We start from the raw sequence: 19,388 nt of genomic DNA, 5'->3' as shown, positions 1-19,388 counted from the left end.
CGTAAGACGTAGGTGAGAGTGCACGGTGCAAGTTACAAAGGTGTTGCGACATGAGTCTTTGTTCTTCTTTGAAGTTTCATTTAAATAGTATCCATTAAATCTCGATAATATTGTCTTAATTTTTCTTTCAAAATGATAGGTTCCATTATTTTTAGCGATTTTCCAAAGCGAGCAAGATAGTTAATGATGAAATTAACTTCGGTTGGCTCATACGAACCGACAATATATGTATTTTCTGTCTCATAGATTAACTTCATTGAAGGGTAATGTTCCTGTTGAAATTGCTCTACGCCAGCTTGATTAATTAGACATTTAAAGGGAACTGCTTGTTCAGATGGTTGCCAAAGTGAATGAGCATTTTGGATATTAATTTCATTTAAATCCACTAAGGGCTGGATATTCGTTGTTTCAGCTGATGTTATACGATCACAACGGAAAACACGGTAAGCCTCTTTATTCATATCGTAAGCTTGACAATACCAATAACCTTTCATCGAGTAAATAGCGATTGGTTGAATGGTACGAGTGCTCTGTTGATAATCTATTTTTAATACGCTATTTTTCACAGCAGCCGTTAGTAAAATTTCTAAATGTGCACTATTTTTGATTTGTTCTGTATGTCGAAAGGATACTCGATTTTGCATTCTCTCTATATCTTGTCTTTGATTTTCCGATAATTCGTTGATAAATTTTTCATGAATGGAATGAAAAGATACTTGAAACGGTAAATTTGAAAAACTTCGAAGGGCTTGCATGGCAAAGTAAAGCGCATAAATTTCTTGGCTATTAAAAGAAATAGGAGGAAGCTGCATGGGATTAAGTAAGTGATAACCTCCATTTCGGCCATACTCTGCATAAATCGGTGCACCTATTTCTTCTAATGAAGCGATGTCTCTTAAGGCCGTTCTTTTTGAGATTTGGAACTCATGCATTAAATCTTGAAGTGTAAAATGTTGTTTCTGGTTGATGAAGCGTAACATTTGATGGATACGTTCTGATTTTTTCATAAAAAACCTCTCTTAATGGTGCCTTAATTTGTCACCTTTGTTGACTATACTTGAAAGTGTAATCAATACGGATGAAGGAGGCAACAAAATGAACTTTGAAGTTATCCCGTTTTTATCTTTGAATGGAAACGCTGCGGCAGCCATTGCATTTTATCAAAAATATTTAGGTGCTAACGTTCTCTTTAAGAAAAATTACAAAGAAATGAAGGAAATGAGTCCTAATTTTCATTATGAAGAGGGCCAAGATGAATATATTACCCACTCTGTTTTGGAAATCGGCGCTAACAAACTAATGATTGCGGAGGAAGAAATGGACACTTCACAACCTTGGCAATTAGGTAATAGCTCTTCATTATGTATTCAATCTAAAGATAAGCATGTAATTAGTAAGCTCTATGAATCTCTTGTTCAACACGAGCAGGTTACTGTTCTAGTACCATTTGAAGAAAATTCATTTAGTCCCGGTTATGCGATTATACGAGATCCGTTTGGAATCGTTATACAGCTTTGTGTAACGGTACATGATTTTTAATCTTGTACACATGGAGAATTAGAATGATTAAGAAAAAACCCGCCCCTCTACACTGACAATAGAAAAGCCTAAATCCTCTATTTATATAAGAGAGTTTAGGCTTTTCTTTACCGTTCTATTGACCGCCGCTCATATAGTGCTTTGTCTCTGATGTGTAGCTCCAAATCATCAGACATACCCCTAAGATTACGGCTGTAATAATCCCTATCCATTGACTCCATGATAAGTAATCGACAAAACCGTGGAGCAGCGGGTTAAACCATGTGAAGATTCTAGAGAAAACCCAGAAATCCGTAAATGTTTGGGCAAATTCAGGTAGGAGAGGGACGCCAACAAATCCGCCGCCAATGACTACCGTTCCAATCGCAACAATGACAAGAATTGGCTGGATGATACGATACTTTTTAAACAATCTTCCTAGCAGAATGCCAATCCCCGCACAAGCTAGCATGATCGGAAGCATTCCTAGTAATACCTTCATTGCATTCCATCCACTAAATGAAAGGCGGAAAAAAAGCATGGCAACGAGTAAAGTTGGTATCGTTGTCACAAAGGCGAATAGAATCGCGGTTAGCATATTTCCTATTCCGGCTAAAACAGGTCCTAAAGGGGTTAAGAGTATTTCTTTTCGAGTGCGGTTTTCATATTCAAATGCGTATAAGTTAGCTCCAAGCATGATGGACCCGAAAAATAATGCTAGCAACACACAGCTTCCTCCAAGATAAGCAGATCTCCACACATCCTGTTCTTTTTCTGTTTGTAACGTGTAATCGATTTCTAAAGATTTCGTTTCAGCTAACCTGTTATTAATGGCGTGCTCTAGTCGTAGACGTGCATTTTTCATCGCATCGCTATTAATGTTAAACGTCTCAATATTAATGGTCTTCGTTTGTGCATAATTTTCCGGTATATCAATCAAAAGCTGGATTCTTCCCTGATCGACTAGCTGACTAGCTTCAGCTTCATCAGTAGAAATAAGCTGAAAATATGGAGAGATGTTGGAGTGACTCTCTTTAATGCTTTCTACTAAGGAAGCCGCTTCTTCGCTATCGGAATGGTTGACGAGTCCAATCGGCCATGCGTCACCCCCGCCTCCAAAAATAATGGCAGATAGGAGTAGCATTACGATTGGTACGACGGTTGGCTGTATCATCAACCCTTTTTTTCGAACTAATAGTTTGCTATTTCTTTGAATGACACTAAGTATCGCACGTAGCATTTCTTTTCCCTCCTATTGCCCTTGAGTAAAGGATAGATTTCGATGTAATTGATAGGCTGCGAATAGCAGTAAGAAAAAAATGATGATACACATTGCTGCAAATGATATCCATGGATATGGAGAATTAATGCTCTCAGCAGTGAATCGAATATAATCTGTGAGGGAGGAAATTGGGAACCAGCCAACTGCCTTCCATAACCATTCGACGGCGTTATTATGAGCAAAGCCTCTTATATAAGACTCATATCCATTCACAAAGAAGTGACCAACAGCAATGATGACCGATATAGGTATGAGCGGGAGGGATTGTTGAAACGAGACTCCCAATAACGTACCTATTGCGGCACTATAGATGAACAGTAGTAATAAATTCAACCAGACAAGTCCATTCAACTGAGATATTGGGAATCCAAGAAGTAAGTTTAATACCCATAAGGTAATCCCGGTACTAACAATCGTTTGAATGAACGCTGTTATCCATTTACTTGCTATAAGAGGTGCGTAGCCCAGTGGAGATAACACGAGCGGCTTTGCCGTTCGTTCCTCCCATTCTTTCGTTAGAAGTACGCCAGTGTTCACCATGCCAGAATAAAGAACAGTAAACATTAATAAAGCAGCAGCAAGGTAATGTTTGATTGGAATGTCTTCTTCAAAAGCTTGATATTCAATCATATGAATAGACTCATTAGGGTGATATTTCTGTTGATAGAGATAAATCGCATGATCCAGTCTAATTTGAAAGTTTTTCACATCATCAGAATTAATATTCATAACTTGTAAATCGAGCGTCCCGTGTTTGCCATTAGCTAAGTTCTCATCAAAGTTAGCTGGAATATCGAGTAAGGCAACCGCTTGATTGGTCTTATATAAATGGTAAGCTTTCTCTGGTTCAACGGTTTTTATATCGTAATATTTGCCATCAGCGACACCCATCGTTTCCATGATTTCAAGAAGTCGATCACTATATTTTCCTTCCGAATGGTTTGCCACCACAATTGGATTTGTCGTCGAAACATGAACCATAAATGCATACAACGAGACAAAAATAAGAGGCACCAAAATACTGATGATGAAAAATAATGGATTTCGAAAGCTTTGCAGGGCATCCTTTTTAGTAAGAGATAATAATGCAGATAACATGGTTCATCCTCCTTTAATCTCGAAGTGCTCTTCCCGTAAAGTGCAAGAAAACGTCTTGAAGGTTAGGCTCTTTCAGTTCAAATCCGTTAACTAGATCATGTGTATTTCCTTCTTGAGTAGAAATGGACTTCACGATGTTCATCGCCTGTTTGACATCAGATAAGTGGATCTTTAGTTCATTTTCATTGATGTCAACTTTATAGTTTGAACCAACTTGCCGAGCGATTTTTTCTGCGATTTCTTTATTATCAAAGCGAAATGTTAATGTTTTTTGGTTGAGTTGTTGTTTTAACTCTTGAAGGGTTCCAGAAATAAGAGGTACACCATGATCCATAATAAGAATTTGATCACCAAGTGCTTCTGCTTCCTCCATGTAATTAGTTGTTAGCAAAACGGATTTTCCTGATGCAGTTAAACTGCGGATTTGCTCCCATATCGCATTACGTGACTGAACGTCTACACCGAGGGTAGGTTCATCCAATAGCAGTAGTTCAGGCTCTGTTAGCAATGCACGAGCAAGAGCGAGACGCCGCTGCATACCACCTGAAAACGTGTGGACTTTATCATGTTCTCGTCCTTTTAATTGCACAAGGTGAAGCATTTCTTCTATTTTGTTCGGAAGGGTTTGTTTGGACACACCGTAATAGCGCCCATGGAATGATAGATTCTCATATGCTGTTAAGTCGGTATATAATGCTGTTTCTTGTGGCACGAGAGCAATTTGACTAAGAACTTTTCTTCGGCTTTGAGAAGGGCTCAAACCTAACACGCTAACCTGGCCCTTAGTAGGACGCAGTAGTCCATTGATGAGATTAATCGTTGTCGTTTTACCAGAACCATTTGGCCCTAGTAAACAAAACACCTGACCTTTCGAAATTTGAAATGAAAGGTTTTGAAGTACTTTAAAAGGTTCTTTTCCTTTTGATTGAAACGTCATTTCAATGTTTTGTAATGAGACGGCTAATTCAGTTTGATTAGTTAAACGATGCATCATAAATCATCTCCTTTGAAGTTCGTTAGTTAGTACTAACTAACGTTATAGGTAAAAGAAAATTGCCTACGGAATCATTCCTTCGGCAAATGTTGCAACAGATTGTTTGACATAGCTGTCATCATCAATGGATAGAAAAGTATCCTTAAATCGATTTTTTAACAAGAGATATCCGATATTCATCGCTAAAAACTGGCTGGCTGCAATGTCAATGTCTATCTCTTTTAATTTACCCATAGCATGCATACGTTGTAAGTAATTTTTCAGTTCTTTCTTTAGGCCAAACGGTAAATCCGTCAACATCTCAGTAATTTCATCATCTAATTCGTGAAACATAACGATTAAAATAAACGAGAAGTTGTTTCTTAAAAAGTCCATATGCATATTGGCGATGACCGTTAAATCTTCTTTTAAATCCCATGTTTCCTTGTTTTGAATAAATGTCTGCACTCTTTCAAGCGTTTGAGGTTTCTTTGACTCAACGATTTCTTTTAAGATGTTCTTTTTCGTTCCAAAGTTACGAAAAACAGCCATCTCACTTGTGCCAGCTTCTTTCGCTATCAGCTTAGTCGTTGTCCCTTTATACCCTTTAGTCGAAAATAAGTGTAGGGAAGCTTCTAAAATTTTATCTTTAGTAGGGCTAGAACTCATCTAAATAGCTCCTTTAATAATGGGTGTTAGTGTTTGCTAACTTCCGTTTAAGAATAAAACGCTAGGTTGTTTTTGTCAATATAAAATTAAGAGGAATGTTAATTATAGGTATATGATCCAAGTGGAAACATTTGAGGCAATATCGACTTCTTTAAATCAATTTCCCTACATTTAAGTACATCCCCTAAACATGGTGCATAGGATGATGTTATATATCTATGAAAGGAATGTGAATCATGTACTATATTCCTTATATGTATCCACATCCGTATTATGTCCACTTAACTGTAGATCACTATGGAAGGCAGTCTGTTTATTGGACGATTCCTCATGAGGTACAGCCTGTCAACCGATTGGATTCTCTACACTTTTTAAACAATGGAGGCAATATTGTATTGAAAGATTACGGTACAAAGCCATTTGTTGTGAATATTGACGAGGCGACTAAGCAAAATCGTACATTTCGTACAGCTTTATGGACGGGAAATCATTTGCAAGTGACTGTGATGAGTATCAATGTTGGAGAAGACATCGGTTTAGAAGTGCATCCTACAGTGGACCAATTTTTACGCATTGAAGAGGGGCAAGGAATCGTTCGAATGGGGGATACGAAGGATCATTTATCTTTTGAAGAACGAGTTTATGATGATTATGCCATCATGGTGCCTGCTGGAACATGGCATAATGTCATCAATACGGGAAATAAGCCGCTTAAACTTTATACAATCTATGCACCGCCTGAACATCCGTTTGGGACGGTTCATAAAACGAAAGCAGACGCAATGGCTGCAGAATATTAAAAAGTATCATTCATTTCTAGTATTTTGAAAAGCGACCACCTTTAATTAGCACGAAAATAAAATGATTAAATATTTTTTTCCAAAAAAACTCAAATATGAATATATTTTTTCTCATACTTCATTCAAATTTCACTTTTATCCTATAAAATAGTACAGCTATCTTGAAATACAGTATAGGGGGATAAGATAAAAGTGAAAAAAAACAATTATAATCGTTTTTGGCGATGGCATTTTTATGCTGCATTGTTTATTGCGCCGCTATTAATTACATTAACACTTAGCGGTATTGGGTATTTGTTCTATACTAATGTTGAAAATAATATGTACGATCATCTTTTCTTTGATAAAAGTGATAAAACAGAACAATTAACAATCGACCAAGGGATTTCTAATGCTGAAGATCAGTATCAAGGATATTCTGTATCGAAAGTGATTGTATTAGATGATCCGTATAATACGCGTTTAACAATGACGGATGGAAATGGTGATCAGAAATACGTATTTTTAGATGACAACTATCAAATTGTTGGTGATCAAAATGCTAAATATACGTTCTCAAATGTTATGCGTAGCGTTCATAGTACTTTATTTGTAGGTGGGACATTCGTCAATTATTTAGTAGAATTAGCCTCTTGTTGGGCTATATTCCTACTATTCTCGGGTGTTTACATGACATTTAAAGGGAAGGCGTTGAAGAAAAAGCAAAATCCAACGCAAAGACAAAAAAATAAAAGATGGCACGCATTAATTGGAGTGATTATTACCATTCCGATGATTGTGATTATCTTTACCGGTTTACCCTGGTCCGCATTTATGGGTAATTTCATTTATTCTGCCGCTCAGGATCACCCTTCGATTGGAATTCCTATGCTACAACAACAGCCGCCTACTTCGGATATGAGTGAAATTCCTTGGGCTACTCGGAAAAATGAAGCACCTTCATCAAGCGATGCTCACGCTCATCATGGGGGCATGGCCCATATGCATGAGATGCCGACTAACAGCCATATGATAAGTGTAGAAAAACTGATGCAACAGGTTGATGAAGAGCAGATTTCCAAGCCATATTCTATCGTGTATCCAATGAGTGAAGATGGCGTATATACGGTGGCGAAAAGTAGCAATACAGGTGTCACAGGTTTAGATGTCAGCCCATATGATGAAATGACTACGTATTTTGATCAATATAGCGGCGAGCTCATTTCAAAAGTTAGCTACGATGATTATGGAATCTTAGCGAAATGGTTTACATGGGGGATCCCATTGCATGAAGGGCATTTATTCGGATGGCCAAACAAACTTATTAATTTAGCTGTATGTCTTGCTTTTCTATTTGTTATTTTTTGGGGATTTAAAACGTGGTTATCTCGTAAAAAATCAGGCGAGTTTTCGGCGCCGCCTAAAGTTTCAAACAGTGTGTCGATCGGCTTTATAGCTATAATGATTGTATTGGGAATCATTATGCCACTGTTCGGGATTTCATTAGTCGTTGTTGCACTAATTGAAAAAATTATTTCTCTCATCAACAAACGAAAAGTAATAAATGAATAGCAAAGCTGTACGGCAACACCCCTTTAGATAAATTTGTCTAGAGGAGTGTTTTTTTTAATATTTATTGCAAATTATCCACTTTAGTGTAAAATTACACTAAAGTGTTTTGGTTATATATGGTTGATTAGAGAAGCCGTAACAGAGGTAGGATTCATAAAAATAGTGGGGGAGGTTGAGTAGAACAGAATTTCATTATGGAGAAATAGATAACTAGTATTCGGAAAATCTTTAATTGGAAGGGGTAATTAATATGAAAGATGTTAAAGTATATAATCTTATCTTTCCTATATGGCTTTTAATATTTTTTCCGCCTGTCGTATTCATTACATTATTGGGGAATTTCTTAATTGATTCCCTCGTCATTATCATTTGTTTTTATCTGTTCAAATTATCCAAAAGTCAACCTAATCTAAAAGCATTTTATCAAAAAAGTATAATGAAAGTTTGGTTGTTTGGATTTTTAGCAGATATCATTGGGGCGGTTATTTTAATGATGATATGCGGGCTAGAAGGGGAGAATTTTGGATTATCTTATGAACTAACTTCGGCGATTTCCTATGACCCGTTTAGCCATCCTCTAGCTGTATTTATTATTTCTATCGCGATGTTAATATCAACTATTTGCATTTTCTTTTTTAATTATAAATATACATTTAAAAATATTATTACAGATAAAAAGGCAAGGAGAAAGGTGGCATTAACGATTGCCATTATTACTATACCGTGGACATTTTTACTGCCAACGCAATGGTTTTTTTAGACTAGCTGTGCAAGAGAATTGAAGGTAATTGGATTCTCCTGTAATGTTAATTGGTAAATATATTCATATTAACTAAGGGGATGAAGTATGAAGAACTACCTTTTTCCAAGTTTACTAGTTGTGCTCATATTATCATTATTGGGGTGTCAACAAAACGCGACTAAAATAGAAAATGAGAAGAACACAGAGAATGCAGCAGGTTTTATTAAGCCAGAATCATCTGATTGGGTGAAATATAATAAGGCTGTGACGAAGTATATGTATTATCGAACACAAGCAGTAGTCAACAATGATATCCATCTTCTGTGGAGTCATTATCCAGATTTAAAGAGTAATTCTGATTTTAAAAAAGGCATTAATGTAGAGAAAGATGAGGTTGCATCGTTAAATGAAAATTTTCAATTGATTGATGCCAACTACAGTATTGAAAGTCGTGATCGAATGAATGTAAAGACAATAAATAATGATGAGGTCATTGTTCTTGTTCATGGCGGCATTGGTTATTTGAGAGATGATTTCGAGGAGTCAGGAGGGGAGCTTTTAATAGAAATCACCCTAAAGCGTAAAAATAATGAGTGGATCGTTGTAAAAACAGACGAATATACCGAGCCAGAATACAAAGAGTGGATCAAGGAAAAGAACCGTTGAGCAATTTTGCTTAGGAGTGAATTTAGGTAATCCGTTTTAGATGTATTCTGGCATTGAGGTTTGCACCAGATCAATATGAAACGTTTAGTTATAGATAAGAAGGGCATGTCTCTAAGCGGACAGCCCTCGTCTTTCTTTTATTGTACAGCAGCAGTTGTTTTTCGTTTATATGTGCTCACATATTTCTCTGAGTAATGGAATGCTATTTCAAGTAATAAGCAGATCACCCAATAAATAATCGAGGCGACTAAGTACATTTCTAAGAAATTATATCCTTGGTTAGCGATAATTTTAGAGATCGCGATAATTTCTACTACTTTAACGGCAAATGCCAGTGAGGTGGATTTAATCAGGTTAATAAAGATATTTCCCATGTTTGGTAATGCCATCACAATCATTTGAGGAAAGACAACTCGACATAATCCTTGCCACGTTGTCATTCCTACACTATAGCAAGCTTCCATTTGACCCCTCGCAACTGAGTTTAAGGAGGCGCGGAAAATTTCGGCTGTATAAGCAGAGGCATTCATCGAATAGACGATAAATGCATACCATAACGGTGAAATGTCATCTGCATTCCAAGTGGTAGCCCATGTTTGATTGATCCAGTTCATTAGTTCGGGCATTCCATAAAAGAATACATATAATTGCACAAGTAAGGGGGTTCCTCGTATAAAAGAAATATAAATGGCTGTTATCTGATTGAGTACGGGAATTTTATAGACACGAAGAAGCGCTAATCCTAGTCCAGCAAGGGAGCCGATGATAATAGATACAAGAGCTATAAGCAAGGTAATCGGTACACCTTTTAATACTTCAGGAAAATGCTCAATCGCAAACTGTATATCGAATACTTCCATTAACATCTTCCTCCTAAGATCTCGCTACGGTCGTGCGTCCTTTTATCAATCGTTGTTCTAATTGATAAATACTTATTTCTATGAATGCACACGTTCCCCAATAAACGATCGAAATCACAACATATACTTGAAACATGCCTAAACCATAATTATTTCCAATGATCAGACGAACCTGCCCCATAATGTCAACGACACCGATAGTGAAGGCGAGGGCCGTATCTTTTAACAATTCGATAATTGTATTTCCCATGTTTGGCAACGAGATCACGAATGCTTGCGGCAAGATCACTCTGCGTAGCGCTTGGGAATAGGTCATCCCAACGCTATAACAAGCTTCTAATTGATCATCGCCTACCGCAATATAAGCTGAACGAATCGTTTCTGATAAATACGCTGAAATATGCAGTGAGAATGTCGCAATCGCAAATATTAAAGGGGCTAAATCATTAATATAAATACCGAAAGCCATGAGTAATTGCGGCAATCCAAAATACATTAAAAATAGTTGGACAAGCAATGGGGTGCATCGTGTAAATGAAATGAAAATCGTTACTAGCTGATGTAAGATCGGCACTTTACGAATTCGTATGATAGCCATTAGTGTCCCGAAAGCTAATCCTAAAATAAGCGATGCAACGAGCATCCAAATGGTAATAGGGAGTCTAGCTAACACCTGTTGAAAAAGGTCGCTCCACTGATGAATGGAAGTATCCATCGCATTTCACCTTCCTAAAAATAGAGAGCTTTGATCGCTCTCTATTTATTTTCATTGTCAAATTTATATTGTTCTTGATTGATATAATCTAAATCCTCAAAGAAATCGACTTCGAACCATTTTTCAGCTAATTCGGATAGTGTCCCATCTTTTTGAAGCTCTTCTGTTGCTGTATTAATCGCTTGTTGAAGCTCTTCATTTTGCTTGTTGTATACAATGAACACAGGTTCTTTTGAAACGACTCCACCAACTTTAAGATCTAAATTCAATTCCTTTTGAATCGCATCAAATGTAGAAACATTTAAAAAGACGGCATCGTATTTGCCATTGGCTAATCCCTTTAAGTTATCTGCGTTCGATGGGTGTTCTATCGTTTCAATTTCCACCGCATCATTTGGATTTTGTTCATTATAGCTATTTAGAATGGTACGTAAGCCGCCGCTTGGAGCCATCGGTGCGAGCTTTTTCCCTTTTAAATCTTTAAAACTTTTAATATCATTTGTATCATTTCGTGTAATCAGTGCGGTCATCGAGTACCCATATTCAGGGTTTCCATATAAAAATTTTGCTTCGCGCTCTGGATTTTTAAAAAACCAATTGATCGCAAAATCAAATTTCTTAGTACTCACACCAATTAAGTTTCCTTCTTCTTCACCAAACTGATAATCAAATTGATATTTATCGTCTAATTTTTTCTCTACTGCCTCTAAATAATCGATATCATAGCCAATCGGATTATTTTTATCATCTGTATACAAAAATGGCGGATTTACCTCATCACTTAAGGCGACTTTAATGATTTCTTTCCCGTCCTTTGTCTTTTCACTTTCCTCCGATGAGCTGCATGCAGTAAGCGCGCCGCCCACTAAGCTTATTCCTAATATGAATGCACCAATTTTCTTTAATTTCATCATGATCGCTCCTTTAAATGATATATTCTGGTTCTCTAATTAATCTTCGTAAAAACTGTTTCGTTCGCTCCTTTGAAGGGTGCACAATGACTTCTTCGGGTGTGCCTTCTTCGATAATATGTCCACCATCCATAAAGACAACATGATTGGCAACCTCACGTGCGAACTCTATTTCATGTGTAACAACAATCATCGTAATGCCTTCACGGGCAATAGTTTTCATCAATTGCAGCACTTCGCCCACCATTTCCGGGTCTAGTGCTGAAGTTGGTTCATCGAATAAAATGACTTCTGGATTTAATGCTAAAGCTCTAGCAATACCTACACGTTGTTGCTGTCCTCCTGAGAGGCTCGATGGATAATCATTCATCTTTTCAATAAGCCCTACTTTTTCTAACAATGATTTGGCCATTTTATTGGCCTCCTCTTTCGATTTCTTTTGAGCAACGATCAAGCCTTCTGTAATATTTTCGATCACCGTTTTATTTTGGAATAGATTATAGTTTTGAAAAACCATCGCTGTTTTACGGCGCAAATGTAAAATTTGTTTTTTGGAAGGCTTCTCGGCATTGATCGTTAAATCTTTGCCAATTTGTATCATTCCTTGATCAGGATTTTCTAAGTAATTAATACAGCGAAGTAAGGTCGTTTTTCCAGAACCTGAAGGACCTATAATAGTCATGACATCGCCTTTTTTCACTTCTAGGTCGATTCCTTTTAGTACTTCATTGTCTTTAAATCGTTTATGTATGCCTGTTAACTTGATCATGGTCTCACCTACTGTCCAGTTTTTTTAATCTTTTGAATATATCGGTAATCTATCACAACAATTCTTACCTGTAAAGTATGTTTTATTTTTTTTCATATCTGGATTTTTTAAGTAGTCTTATGTATCATTAAATAAATAAAACCTTATAAGTTAACTGTGAAATGGAGGATATGACCTATGAATTCCGTTCAAGACTTCGTACGAACTACGGATCAGCAACAAATCATTGATCAATTACATAGATTGAAAAAACACATTATCGAAAGAGGTATTCAAGCAGATAAAGAAAATAGTTTCCCTTTTAATAGTTTTCAAGATTTATTGTCGATTGGCTACAATCAGCTGACAGTACCTAAAGAATATGGTGGAAAAGGTTTTGGGATTTATGACATGTTGTTGTTTCAAGAAACACTTGCTAGCTTTGATGGACCAACCGCTCTAGCAATTGGTTGGCAGCTTGGAGTTGTTGGTGAAATTTATGAAAAACAAGCGTGGTCTGAAAATCAACTACAACAGTTTGCGGACGAAATCGTGCATAACGGTGCGCTTGTTAACCGTGCTGTCAGTGAGGTCATTACAGGTAGTCCTACACGTGGTGGGCGCCCGGGAACCAATGCGGAATTCATCGATGGAAAATGGCATATTTCCGGTAGAAAAAGCTTTATGACACTTTCATATGCCCTTACACATTATTTAACTTCTGCGTGGATTGAAGAAAAGCAAGCAGTTGGCTTCTTTTTAATTCCTAAAGAAACAGAAGGGGTGTCCATTGAAGAAACTTGGGATGTGATGGCGATGCGTGGAACAGCTAGTCATGACCTTGTTTTAGATCAGATTATCGTTCCGGAAGATGTTTTAGTGGAAGTGAATGACGGACCTCGTAGTAATAAAATTAATGGCTGGGCTCTCCATATTCCGGCTGTATATTTAGGAATCGCCCAGGCGGCTCGCGATTATGCCCTGCATTTTGCTAGTACCTATTCACCGAATAGTCTGCCAGGTCCTGTTGCAGAACTTCCTCACGTCCAAGAAAAATTAGGCCAAATCGAACTAAAGTTAATGAATGCCCGTCATTTTTTATACAGTGCGGCTAGTCAATTTGAGAATCCTGCAACACATGCGTCGATTACAAATGAATTAGGAGCTGCCAAGTATATCGTTGTGAATCATGCTATTGAAATTGTAGATTTAGCGATGCGTATTGTAGGAGCAAAAAGCTTGCAAAACAGCAATCCGCTGAGCCGTTATTATCGTGATGTGCGAGCGGGCTTACACAATCCTCCGATGGATGACATGACCATTAGCAAATTAGCTCAAACAGCGATAGCTAGTGTGAAACGATAGAAAGAATGTACATTTTTAATAAAAAAGAGTTCATTACCTATACATAGTAGATGGTGAACTCTTTTTTAGGTTTAACATATGACTCTTTTCTTGACACGGCATCATTTACATGTTAATTTGTATGTGCAAATGAGAGGTGGAACTATATGAAAATGGATGAATCTATTTTATCTATGTGTTTATATTTCACAGCGAATCGTTTTGCTCGTTCTATGACAAAAATAGCCGAGGAAGTGTTTGCAAAGACGGGGCTGTCTCCGACGTATATGTATATACTTGTTATTGTGAATCAGTATCCAGGGATTACTCAAAAAGAATTATGTGAAAAATTGTCAATTGCTCCCTCGACAAGTACAAGATTTATCAATAAATTAGAAAAGGAAAGTTTAGTGCATCGACGTGCCAAAGGGAAAGAGACGCACATACATTTAACAGAAAATGGTGTGGGTCTTTGTGAAGAAATTGACAAGTACTTTTATGAATTTAACAAGAAGTATACATCTATTTTGGGAGAAGAAAGAAGTCATGATCTAGCAAAAGCACTTTATGAATCGAGTGAAATCTTAAAAAAAGAGGAATAAACACTCTTTTTTTTCACTTATCATTTGTATATACAAATAAAATAAGTTGCTATGATTTTTATGTGAATGAAAGGATATGATGAAGAAAATGAATACTTTCCAAGCGCTAGTATTAGATAAAGTAAATGATCAAACGGAATTAGAAGTGAAGGAATTGACAATGGCTGATCTTCCAGAAGGGGAAGTAACGATTCGAGTGGCTTATTCGAGCGTGAATTTTAAGGACGGTTTTGTGGCATTTGAAAACAGTCTTGTAAAATCTTATCCTTTAGTACCTGGAATAGATTTAGCTGGAACGATTATGGATTCAACAGATGATCGTTTTAAAACAGGTGATGAGGTCATTGTGACTAGCTATGAGTTAGGTACGGGGCGTTTTGGAGGATTTAGTGAAGTGGCTCGTGTGCCTGCCGATTGGGTTGTCCCTCTTCCGAAAGGCTTATCATTAAAGGAGGCTATGATTCTTGGTACAGCCGGATTTACTGCGGCATTATCTGTTCAACGCCTTGAAGATAATGGATTAGAGCCTAATCAAGGACCTGTGTTAGTAGCTGGTGCTACAGGCGGCGTGGGAAGTATCGCTGTTAATATGTTAGCAAATAGAGGTTATGAGGTTGTGGCTAGCACAGGAAAAGCCAAGGAAACAGCTTACTTAAAACAATTAGGAGCGAAACAAATTATCGATCGTCACGAAGTAATGGATACAGAGCCTACCCCAATGCGTGAAGAAAAATGGGCAGGCGCTATCGATCCTGTAGGTGGGGAAACGCTTCAGTATATATTGAGTTCCTTGAAATATGGAGGATCTGTTGCTACAAGTGGCTTTACTGGTGGGTTAGAAGTTTCTACAACCGTAATGCCCCACATTTTAAGAGGTGTCAATTGGATCGGTATTGATTCTGTTGAATGCCCAATGGATAAACGATTACAAGTGTGGAATCGCCTTGCGGATGATTTGAAACCAACGCTATTTGATGAAATCGTCAATGAAGTATCATTGCAAGAGCTTCAGAGCGTATTGGCTAATATTTTAGAAGGAAAAATTCGCGGAAGAACGATTGTTAAGCTATAAAGTGAAACAGTATCGAAAACAGAACACGCCCGTCATTAGATAGGCGTGTTCTGTTTTTTCTTGTTCGTTTGTATAGCAGTTGTGTTTAAAAAAACATTTTCCGATTAGAGGTAGATTTTAATATATTTACTAACACTTCATCGTTGGAAATAGGTATAAACAACCTGTTTTATAGTTTATTAACAAGCTATACTGAAGTTCAATTTATATTAATCTACTGGAAGAGAGGAACACAGTTTGAAAGCACTTCGAATTTTCATGTCTTTATTGTTATTAGGCGGTTTGCTTTCTGCTACACCGGCTTCGGCTGCTGTAAAGTCGACTGACCATTATGATATTGGGGATATCAGTCCGGAGCACCGCTTTTATGGAGCTATTGAACGCTTTGTATATACGGATATCATTGATGGATATTTGCAATCGGATTCATATGAAGAAGATGGTGAGATCTATGAGTACTCATATGTAGACGTTCGCCCAGATGAAAAAATTACGCGAGCGCAGTTTACGAAAATTTTAGTGAATGCCTTGTCTCTTAAGGCGGGTGCAAAGACAAAAGAGTTTTCGGATGTGAAAGCATCGAAATGGTATTATGACTACGTTCGTATTGCGAGCAGTCAAGGGATTATTTCAGGATACTCTGATGGGAATTTTCATCCCGGTGCAAATATTACACGTGATCAAATGGCGGCTATGATTTACCGTGCGTTTAGTCATACAATCACATTCCCAGCAACAGCCAAGAGATTCAAAGATGTTCCATCCACTAGCTTTGCTTATGAAGCAGTTGGGAAGTTAGCGGTTAATGGAATTGTTCAAGGATATGGTGATACATTTAAGCCGCATAGTCAGGCTACGCGTGGTCAGGCGATTGCGATCATGGACCGAGCATTGCATAAGGAAAGCGGTGATACAGCGGCTACAGCTGTTATCACAGAGGTTGTCGATCGTAACATCAATGAAGGATACGAATTGACGAAGGAACAAAATTTATCGGCACTTGAAGCGCTTTATCGTGAGACAGCAACGGGTTACTACTTGTCTTACTCATTGGAAAGTATGGGATTGTTGGGCGATGTTGAAGGAGCGGAAGAAACCATTTCCATCGAACCAATTGGCACTCACTCTCTGGATATCGTGACTGTTAGAAAACGGGTGGCGGAAGTGAGAATTGATAACTTAAATTATAAAGTTTCATTTACATCGCCAGACATGTCCTTCACAGTGAACATGGATGCTTCAGGAAATGCATATTTGAAAAAAGGTGCAGATGGCAAGTGGAAGATTTATAATATTATCTTGGATGAAGAACTTGGAGAAGAGTGGATGACAGAAGCTGCTGCAACGGCGAACCCATCCTAATCGATGGTTATATAGGGCGATCTCAAGAGCGGATGAAAACCGTTTTGGGGATCGCCCTATTTTTTATCCCGCATTAACGGGCTGTAAGACCCCTAACTCAACATGGCAGAAGAAGCGCAGGCGGGGGGATCAACAGCCCGTAAACGCCCGATTGGTTCAACTAACAATCAGTGGGGATGAAGCCCCCCACTGATTGAAGTTTCACTTTATGGTAAAATGCAGGAGGTTTGTTAGGAGGGATATGAATGAATATTAGAAACTCAGCAAAAGCGATTATTATTGAAGGAGATAAGGTTTTATTAACAAAAAATCAAGATGATGACGGGTATTTTTATCTGTTTCCGGGCGGTGGACAAGAACACGGGGAAACGATTCATCAAGCATTAGTAAGAGAGTGTATAGAAGAAGTGGGGAAAGAAGTAGACATCGGAGAACTGCTTCATATTCGCGAGTACATAGGAAAAAATCACGAGCATGCTTCATTCGATTTTCATGCGCATCAAGTGGAATATTATTTTGTTTGTCACTTAGTAGGTGATGTCGGTGATGATAATAAGCCCACTAATCCAGATAGCCATCAAGTAGGAATCGAATGGGTACCTATTCATGATTTGCTTCAATACAGAATTTATCCGAAAGAGATAAGAAAACATATTATTAAGTATATTAATAATGAAAAGTCTCCGGTTTATTTAGGGGATGTGAATTAAGTTCTTGTTCAACAAAAAGGTGACTCAATCGACCAAACGGAGTCATCTTTTTTCTTGTCTTGCTGTCTATTTGACCAAAATGGATACAGCACTATAGACCAATAAAACGGCCATTATTAGATTAAACGGCTTTCTGTATTGTAATAAGAACTTTTGAAACATCGAACCGAATAGACTCCAGCTAAATGTACTCATGAAACCGACTATTCCTAAAAATAATGAGAAGAGCAGATAATTGAAATAAGAGGTGTAATAAGGAAGAATGAAGGTTGCGACAACTGTAATCCCAAAAAGAATGCCTTTTGGGTTAACGAACTGTAACAAGATACCTATGAAGAAAAAGTTTTTGTTGCCTTCATCACGGCTATTATCTATACCTTTACTAGTAAGAATTTTGAAAGCTAAATATAACATATAAGCTACACCGAAGATGGTTAAGGGCAGTTCAATGATGGGCATGACACTTGTAAGTAAAACGTTAAAAACGCTGCATAATAATGTGATCACAAAAAATCCGATACTTACTCCTAAAGAAAAGGGAAGTGTTTTTTTCAATCCATGTTTATTCGCCAATGCCATGGCCATGATGTTATTAGGACCTGGGGTAAAGCTAGTAATAAAAACAAACAACAAAAATGAAGAGAAAGGCATTTTTTGACCCCCTTTATGGTTCGTGTGTTATAATGTCCGAAATGAACGATATAACGTTTGTTCTTTTTATTGTATAACATGGTCGTTATATTGTAAACAATGGAGAGGTGATTGGATGGAGGAAATTCATCTGATTCTAGCAAAAAATTTAAAAGCGATTCGAGAGAAAGAGAAATTAAGTTTGGAAAAGGTCTCTCAATTAAGCGGGGTCAGCAAAACGATGATCGGGCAAATTGAAAGAGGAGAATCTAGTCCAACTCTTACAACCATTTGGAAAATAGCTAATGGGTTAAAGGTTTCTTTTACGTCTTTAATCAATAACCCGCAACCAGATACGACCGTCATTTTAAAAAATGAAATTCAAGTATTATCCGAGGACAATGGAAGATATCGAGTATATCCCTACTTTCCCTTCCAAGAAGATAGACGCTTTGAGATTTACTCGATTGAGATTGAAAAAGAAGGAATAGTAAACTCTGATTCTCATAGAGAAGGAACCGAGGAATTTATCACAGTTTTTGATGGAGAAGTAACGATTGATGTGAATGACTGCAAATATAAACTGAAAAGCGGTGATTCCATCAGATTTAAGGCGGATCGACCTCACGCATACTATAATTCTGGAGAGACATTAGCTCGATTAAGTATGACGATCTATTATCCGCTTTAACAGTGTGATTTTGAAAATTATGATAGAAGGGGCTGGGGCTGTCCAGAAAGTCAGTGAAAACTGACTTTCTGTGACAGCCCTTCTTCATTTATGGAAAAAATCGCACAAAAAAATCGCCCTTTATAGTAAAATGAAGTTACCACACAACATCTCAAAAAGGAGCGATTTTTTATGAGCAATCCAAAGATTACTACTGCCCATTATAGCACGCAAATGAGCCTTCCTCTAGAGGTAAAAGAAGAAACTTCCGTTTCTAAGCGAACGTTTTCTCCCACATTTAAACCGTATGATCCCTCTCAAAGCCAAGCAATCCTAGACATTGAAACTTGGATTCCTGAACATCATATCGCACGGGTGATTGATGAAATGATCGAGGCGATCCCCGATGAGCAATTATTTGCCTATTATTCAGGTGGCGGTCGAAGCTCGTACCATCCGAAAATG

General features: G+C 37.5%; 21 protein-coding genes and 1 pseudogene. 12 read left to right on the top strand and 10 right to left on the bottom strand.

The genetic code is table 11. The annotated features are described in order from the left end of the window. Positions 1 to 80: 80 nt before the first annotated feature. On the bottom strand, positions 81 to 1,007 hold the full coding sequence (locus CEF22_RS17785) for a helix-turn-helix transcriptional regulator (protein WP_100404114.1): 927 nt from the start codon (positions 1,005 to 1,007) through the stop codon (positions 81 to 83). Positions 1,008 to 1,095: 88 nt separating this feature from the next. On the opposite strand from CEF22_RS17785, the gene CEF22_RS17780 reads away from it, so the two are divergent. Further along, entirely contained in the window at positions 1,096 to 1,539 is a 444-nt protein-coding gene (locus CEF22_RS17780; RefSeq protein WP_100404113.1) for a VOC family protein, read from the top strand. A gap of 115 nt (positions 1,540 to 1,654) precedes the next feature. On the opposite strand, the gene CEF22_RS17775 is transcribed toward CEF22_RS17780, so the two are convergent. From CEF22_RS17775 to CEF22_RS17760, 4 genes are all read right to left on the bottom strand, one after another. Then, complete coding sequence (locus tag CEF22_RS17775) at positions 1,655 to 2,758, bottom strand: ABC transporter permease (RefSeq protein ID WP_100404112.1); 1,104 nt, start codon at positions 2,756 to 2,758, stop codon at positions 1,655 to 1,657. Positions 2,759 to 2,770: 12 nt separating this feature from the next. Beyond that, a complete protein-coding gene (locus tag CEF22_RS17770) occupies positions 2,771 to 3,898 on the bottom strand; it encodes an ABC transporter permease (protein ID WP_100404111.1) in 1,128 nt (375 codons plus the stop codon). Positions 3,899 to 3,911: 13 nt separating this feature from the next. Then, the gene (locus CEF22_RS17765) at positions 3,912 to 4,892 is read right to left on the bottom strand and encodes an ABC transporter ATP-binding protein (protein ID WP_100404110.1); all 981 of its coding nucleotides are present in this window, start codon (positions 4,890 to 4,892) and stop codon (positions 3,912 to 3,914) included. 63 nt (positions 4,893 to 4,955) lie between these two features. Beyond that, positions 4,956 to 5,540, bottom strand: coding sequence for a TetR/AcrR family transcriptional regulator (locus tag CEF22_RS17760; protein ID WP_100404109.1), 585 nt, complete (start codon positions 5,538 to 5,540; stop codon positions 4,956 to 4,958). 236 nt (positions 5,541 to 5,776) lie between these two features. On the opposite strand from CEF22_RS17760, the gene CEF22_RS17755 reads away from it, so the two are divergent. From CEF22_RS17755 to CEF22_RS17740, 4 genes are all read left to right on the top strand, one after another. Continuing rightward, the gene (locus CEF22_RS17755) at positions 5,777 to 6,340 is read left to right on the top strand and encodes a cupin domain-containing protein (RefSeq protein ID WP_100404108.1); all 564 of its coding nucleotides are present in this window, start codon (positions 5,777 to 5,779) and stop codon (positions 6,338 to 6,340) included. A gap of 192 nt (positions 6,341 to 6,532) precedes the next feature. Next, positions 6,533 to 7,891 (top strand): PepSY-associated TM helix domain-containing protein, encoded by a 1,359-nt coding sequence (locus CEF22_RS17750; protein ID WP_100404107.1) that lies wholly within the window; start codon positions 6,533 to 6,535, stop codon positions 7,889 to 7,891. Positions 7,892 to 8,141: 250 nt separating this feature from the next. Next, positions 8,142 to 8,651: a hypothetical protein gene (locus CEF22_RS17745; RefSeq protein WP_095478812.1), complete on the top strand. Its 510-nt coding sequence runs from the start codon at positions 8,142 to 8,144 to the stop codon at positions 8,649 to 8,651. Between the two features lie 87 nt (positions 8,652 to 8,738). Next, positions 8,739 to 9,299, top strand: a complete 561-nt coding sequence (locus tag CEF22_RS17740; protein ID WP_100404106.1) for a hypothetical protein — start codon at positions 8,739 to 8,741, stop codon at positions 9,297 to 9,299. Positions 9,300 to 9,436: 137 nt separating this feature from the next. On the opposite strand, the gene CEF22_RS17735 is transcribed toward CEF22_RS17740, so the two are convergent. The 4 genes from CEF22_RS17735 to CEF22_RS17720 are packed head-to-tail and all read right to left on the bottom strand — an operon-like array spanning position 9,437 to position 12,554. Further along, positions 9,437 to 10,159 (bottom strand): amino acid ABC transporter permease, encoded by a 723-nt coding sequence (locus tag CEF22_RS17735; RefSeq protein WP_100404105.1) that lies wholly within the window; start codon positions 10,157 to 10,159, stop codon positions 9,437 to 9,439. A gap of 13 nt (positions 10,160 to 10,172) precedes the next feature. Then, complete coding sequence (locus CEF22_RS17730; RefSeq protein ID WP_100404104.1) at positions 10,173 to 10,874, bottom strand: amino acid ABC transporter permease; 702 nt, start codon at positions 10,872 to 10,874, stop codon at positions 10,173 to 10,175. Between the two features lie 41 nt (positions 10,875 to 10,915). Then, positions 10,916 to 11,788, bottom strand: coding sequence for a transporter substrate-binding domain-containing protein (locus CEF22_RS17725; protein ID WP_100404103.1), 873 nt, complete (start codon positions 11,786 to 11,788; stop codon positions 10,916 to 10,918). A 10-nt stretch (positions 11,789 to 11,798) separates the two neighbouring features. Beyond that, positions 11,799 to 12,554: an amino acid ABC transporter ATP-binding protein gene (locus CEF22_RS17720; protein ID WP_100404102.1), complete on the bottom strand. Its 756-nt coding sequence runs from the start codon at positions 12,552 to 12,554 to the stop codon at positions 11,799 to 11,801. Between the two features lie 177 nt (positions 12,555 to 12,731). On the opposite strand from CEF22_RS17720, the gene CEF22_RS17715 reads away from it, so the two are divergent. From CEF22_RS17715 to CEF22_RS17695, 5 genes are all read left to right on the top strand, one after another. Next, positions 12,732 to 13,898, top strand: coding sequence for an acyl-CoA dehydrogenase family protein (locus CEF22_RS17715; RefSeq protein ID WP_100404101.1), 1,167 nt, complete (start codon positions 12,732 to 12,734; stop codon positions 13,896 to 13,898). Positions 13,899 to 14,044: 146 nt separating this feature from the next. Continuing rightward, positions 14,045 to 14,479: a MarR family winged helix-turn-helix transcriptional regulator gene (locus CEF22_RS17710; RefSeq protein ID WP_100404100.1), complete on the top strand. Its 435-nt coding sequence runs from the start codon at positions 14,045 to 14,047 to the stop codon at positions 14,477 to 14,479. Positions 14,480 to 14,567: 88 nt separating this feature from the next. Next, on the top strand, positions 14,568 to 15,551 hold the full coding sequence (locus tag CEF22_RS17705; RefSeq protein WP_198508120.1) for an acrylyl-CoA reductase family protein: 984 nt from the start codon (positions 14,568 to 14,570) through the stop codon (positions 15,549 to 15,551). A gap of 237 nt (positions 15,552 to 15,788) precedes the next feature. Continuing rightward, a complete protein-coding gene (locus tag CEF22_RS17700) occupies positions 15,789 to 16,913 on the top strand; it encodes an S-layer homology domain-containing protein (RefSeq protein ID WP_100404099.1) in 1,125 nt (374 codons plus the stop codon). A gap of 245 nt (positions 16,914 to 17,158) precedes the next feature. After that, entirely contained in the window at positions 17,159 to 17,623 is a 465-nt protein-coding gene (locus CEF22_RS17695; protein ID WP_100404098.1) for an NUDIX domain-containing protein, read from the top strand. Positions 17,624 to 17,689: 66 nt separating this feature from the next. Here CEF22_RS17695 and CEF22_RS17690 read toward each other — a convergent pair whose 3' ends face one another. Further along, positions 17,690 to 18,274: a LysE family transporter gene (locus CEF22_RS17690; protein ID WP_100404097.1), complete on the bottom strand. Its 585-nt coding sequence runs from the start codon at positions 18,272 to 18,274 to the stop codon at positions 17,690 to 17,692. 115 nt (positions 18,275 to 18,389) lie between these two features. Between CEF22_RS17690 and CEF22_RS17685 the strand changes: the two genes are divergently transcribed. Both CEF22_RS17685 and CEF22_RS18765 read left to right on the top strand, forming a co-directional pair. Next, a complete protein-coding gene (locus CEF22_RS17685) occupies positions 18,390 to 18,944 on the top strand; it encodes a helix-turn-helix domain-containing protein (RefSeq protein WP_094836657.1) in 555 nt (184 codons plus the stop codon). Positions 18,945 to 19,115: 171 nt separating this feature from the next. Next, positions 19,116 to 19,388: pseudogene (locus tag CEF22_RS18765) on the top strand (hypothetical protein); the annotation flags it as partial.

This window comes from Bacillus sp. FJAT-42315 (assembly GCF_002797375.1).
Classification (GTDB): domain Bacteria; phylum Bacillota; class Bacilli; order Bacillales; family Domibacillaceae; genus Bacillus_CE.
This window is presented reverse-complemented; position numbering and strand designations above follow the sequence as displayed.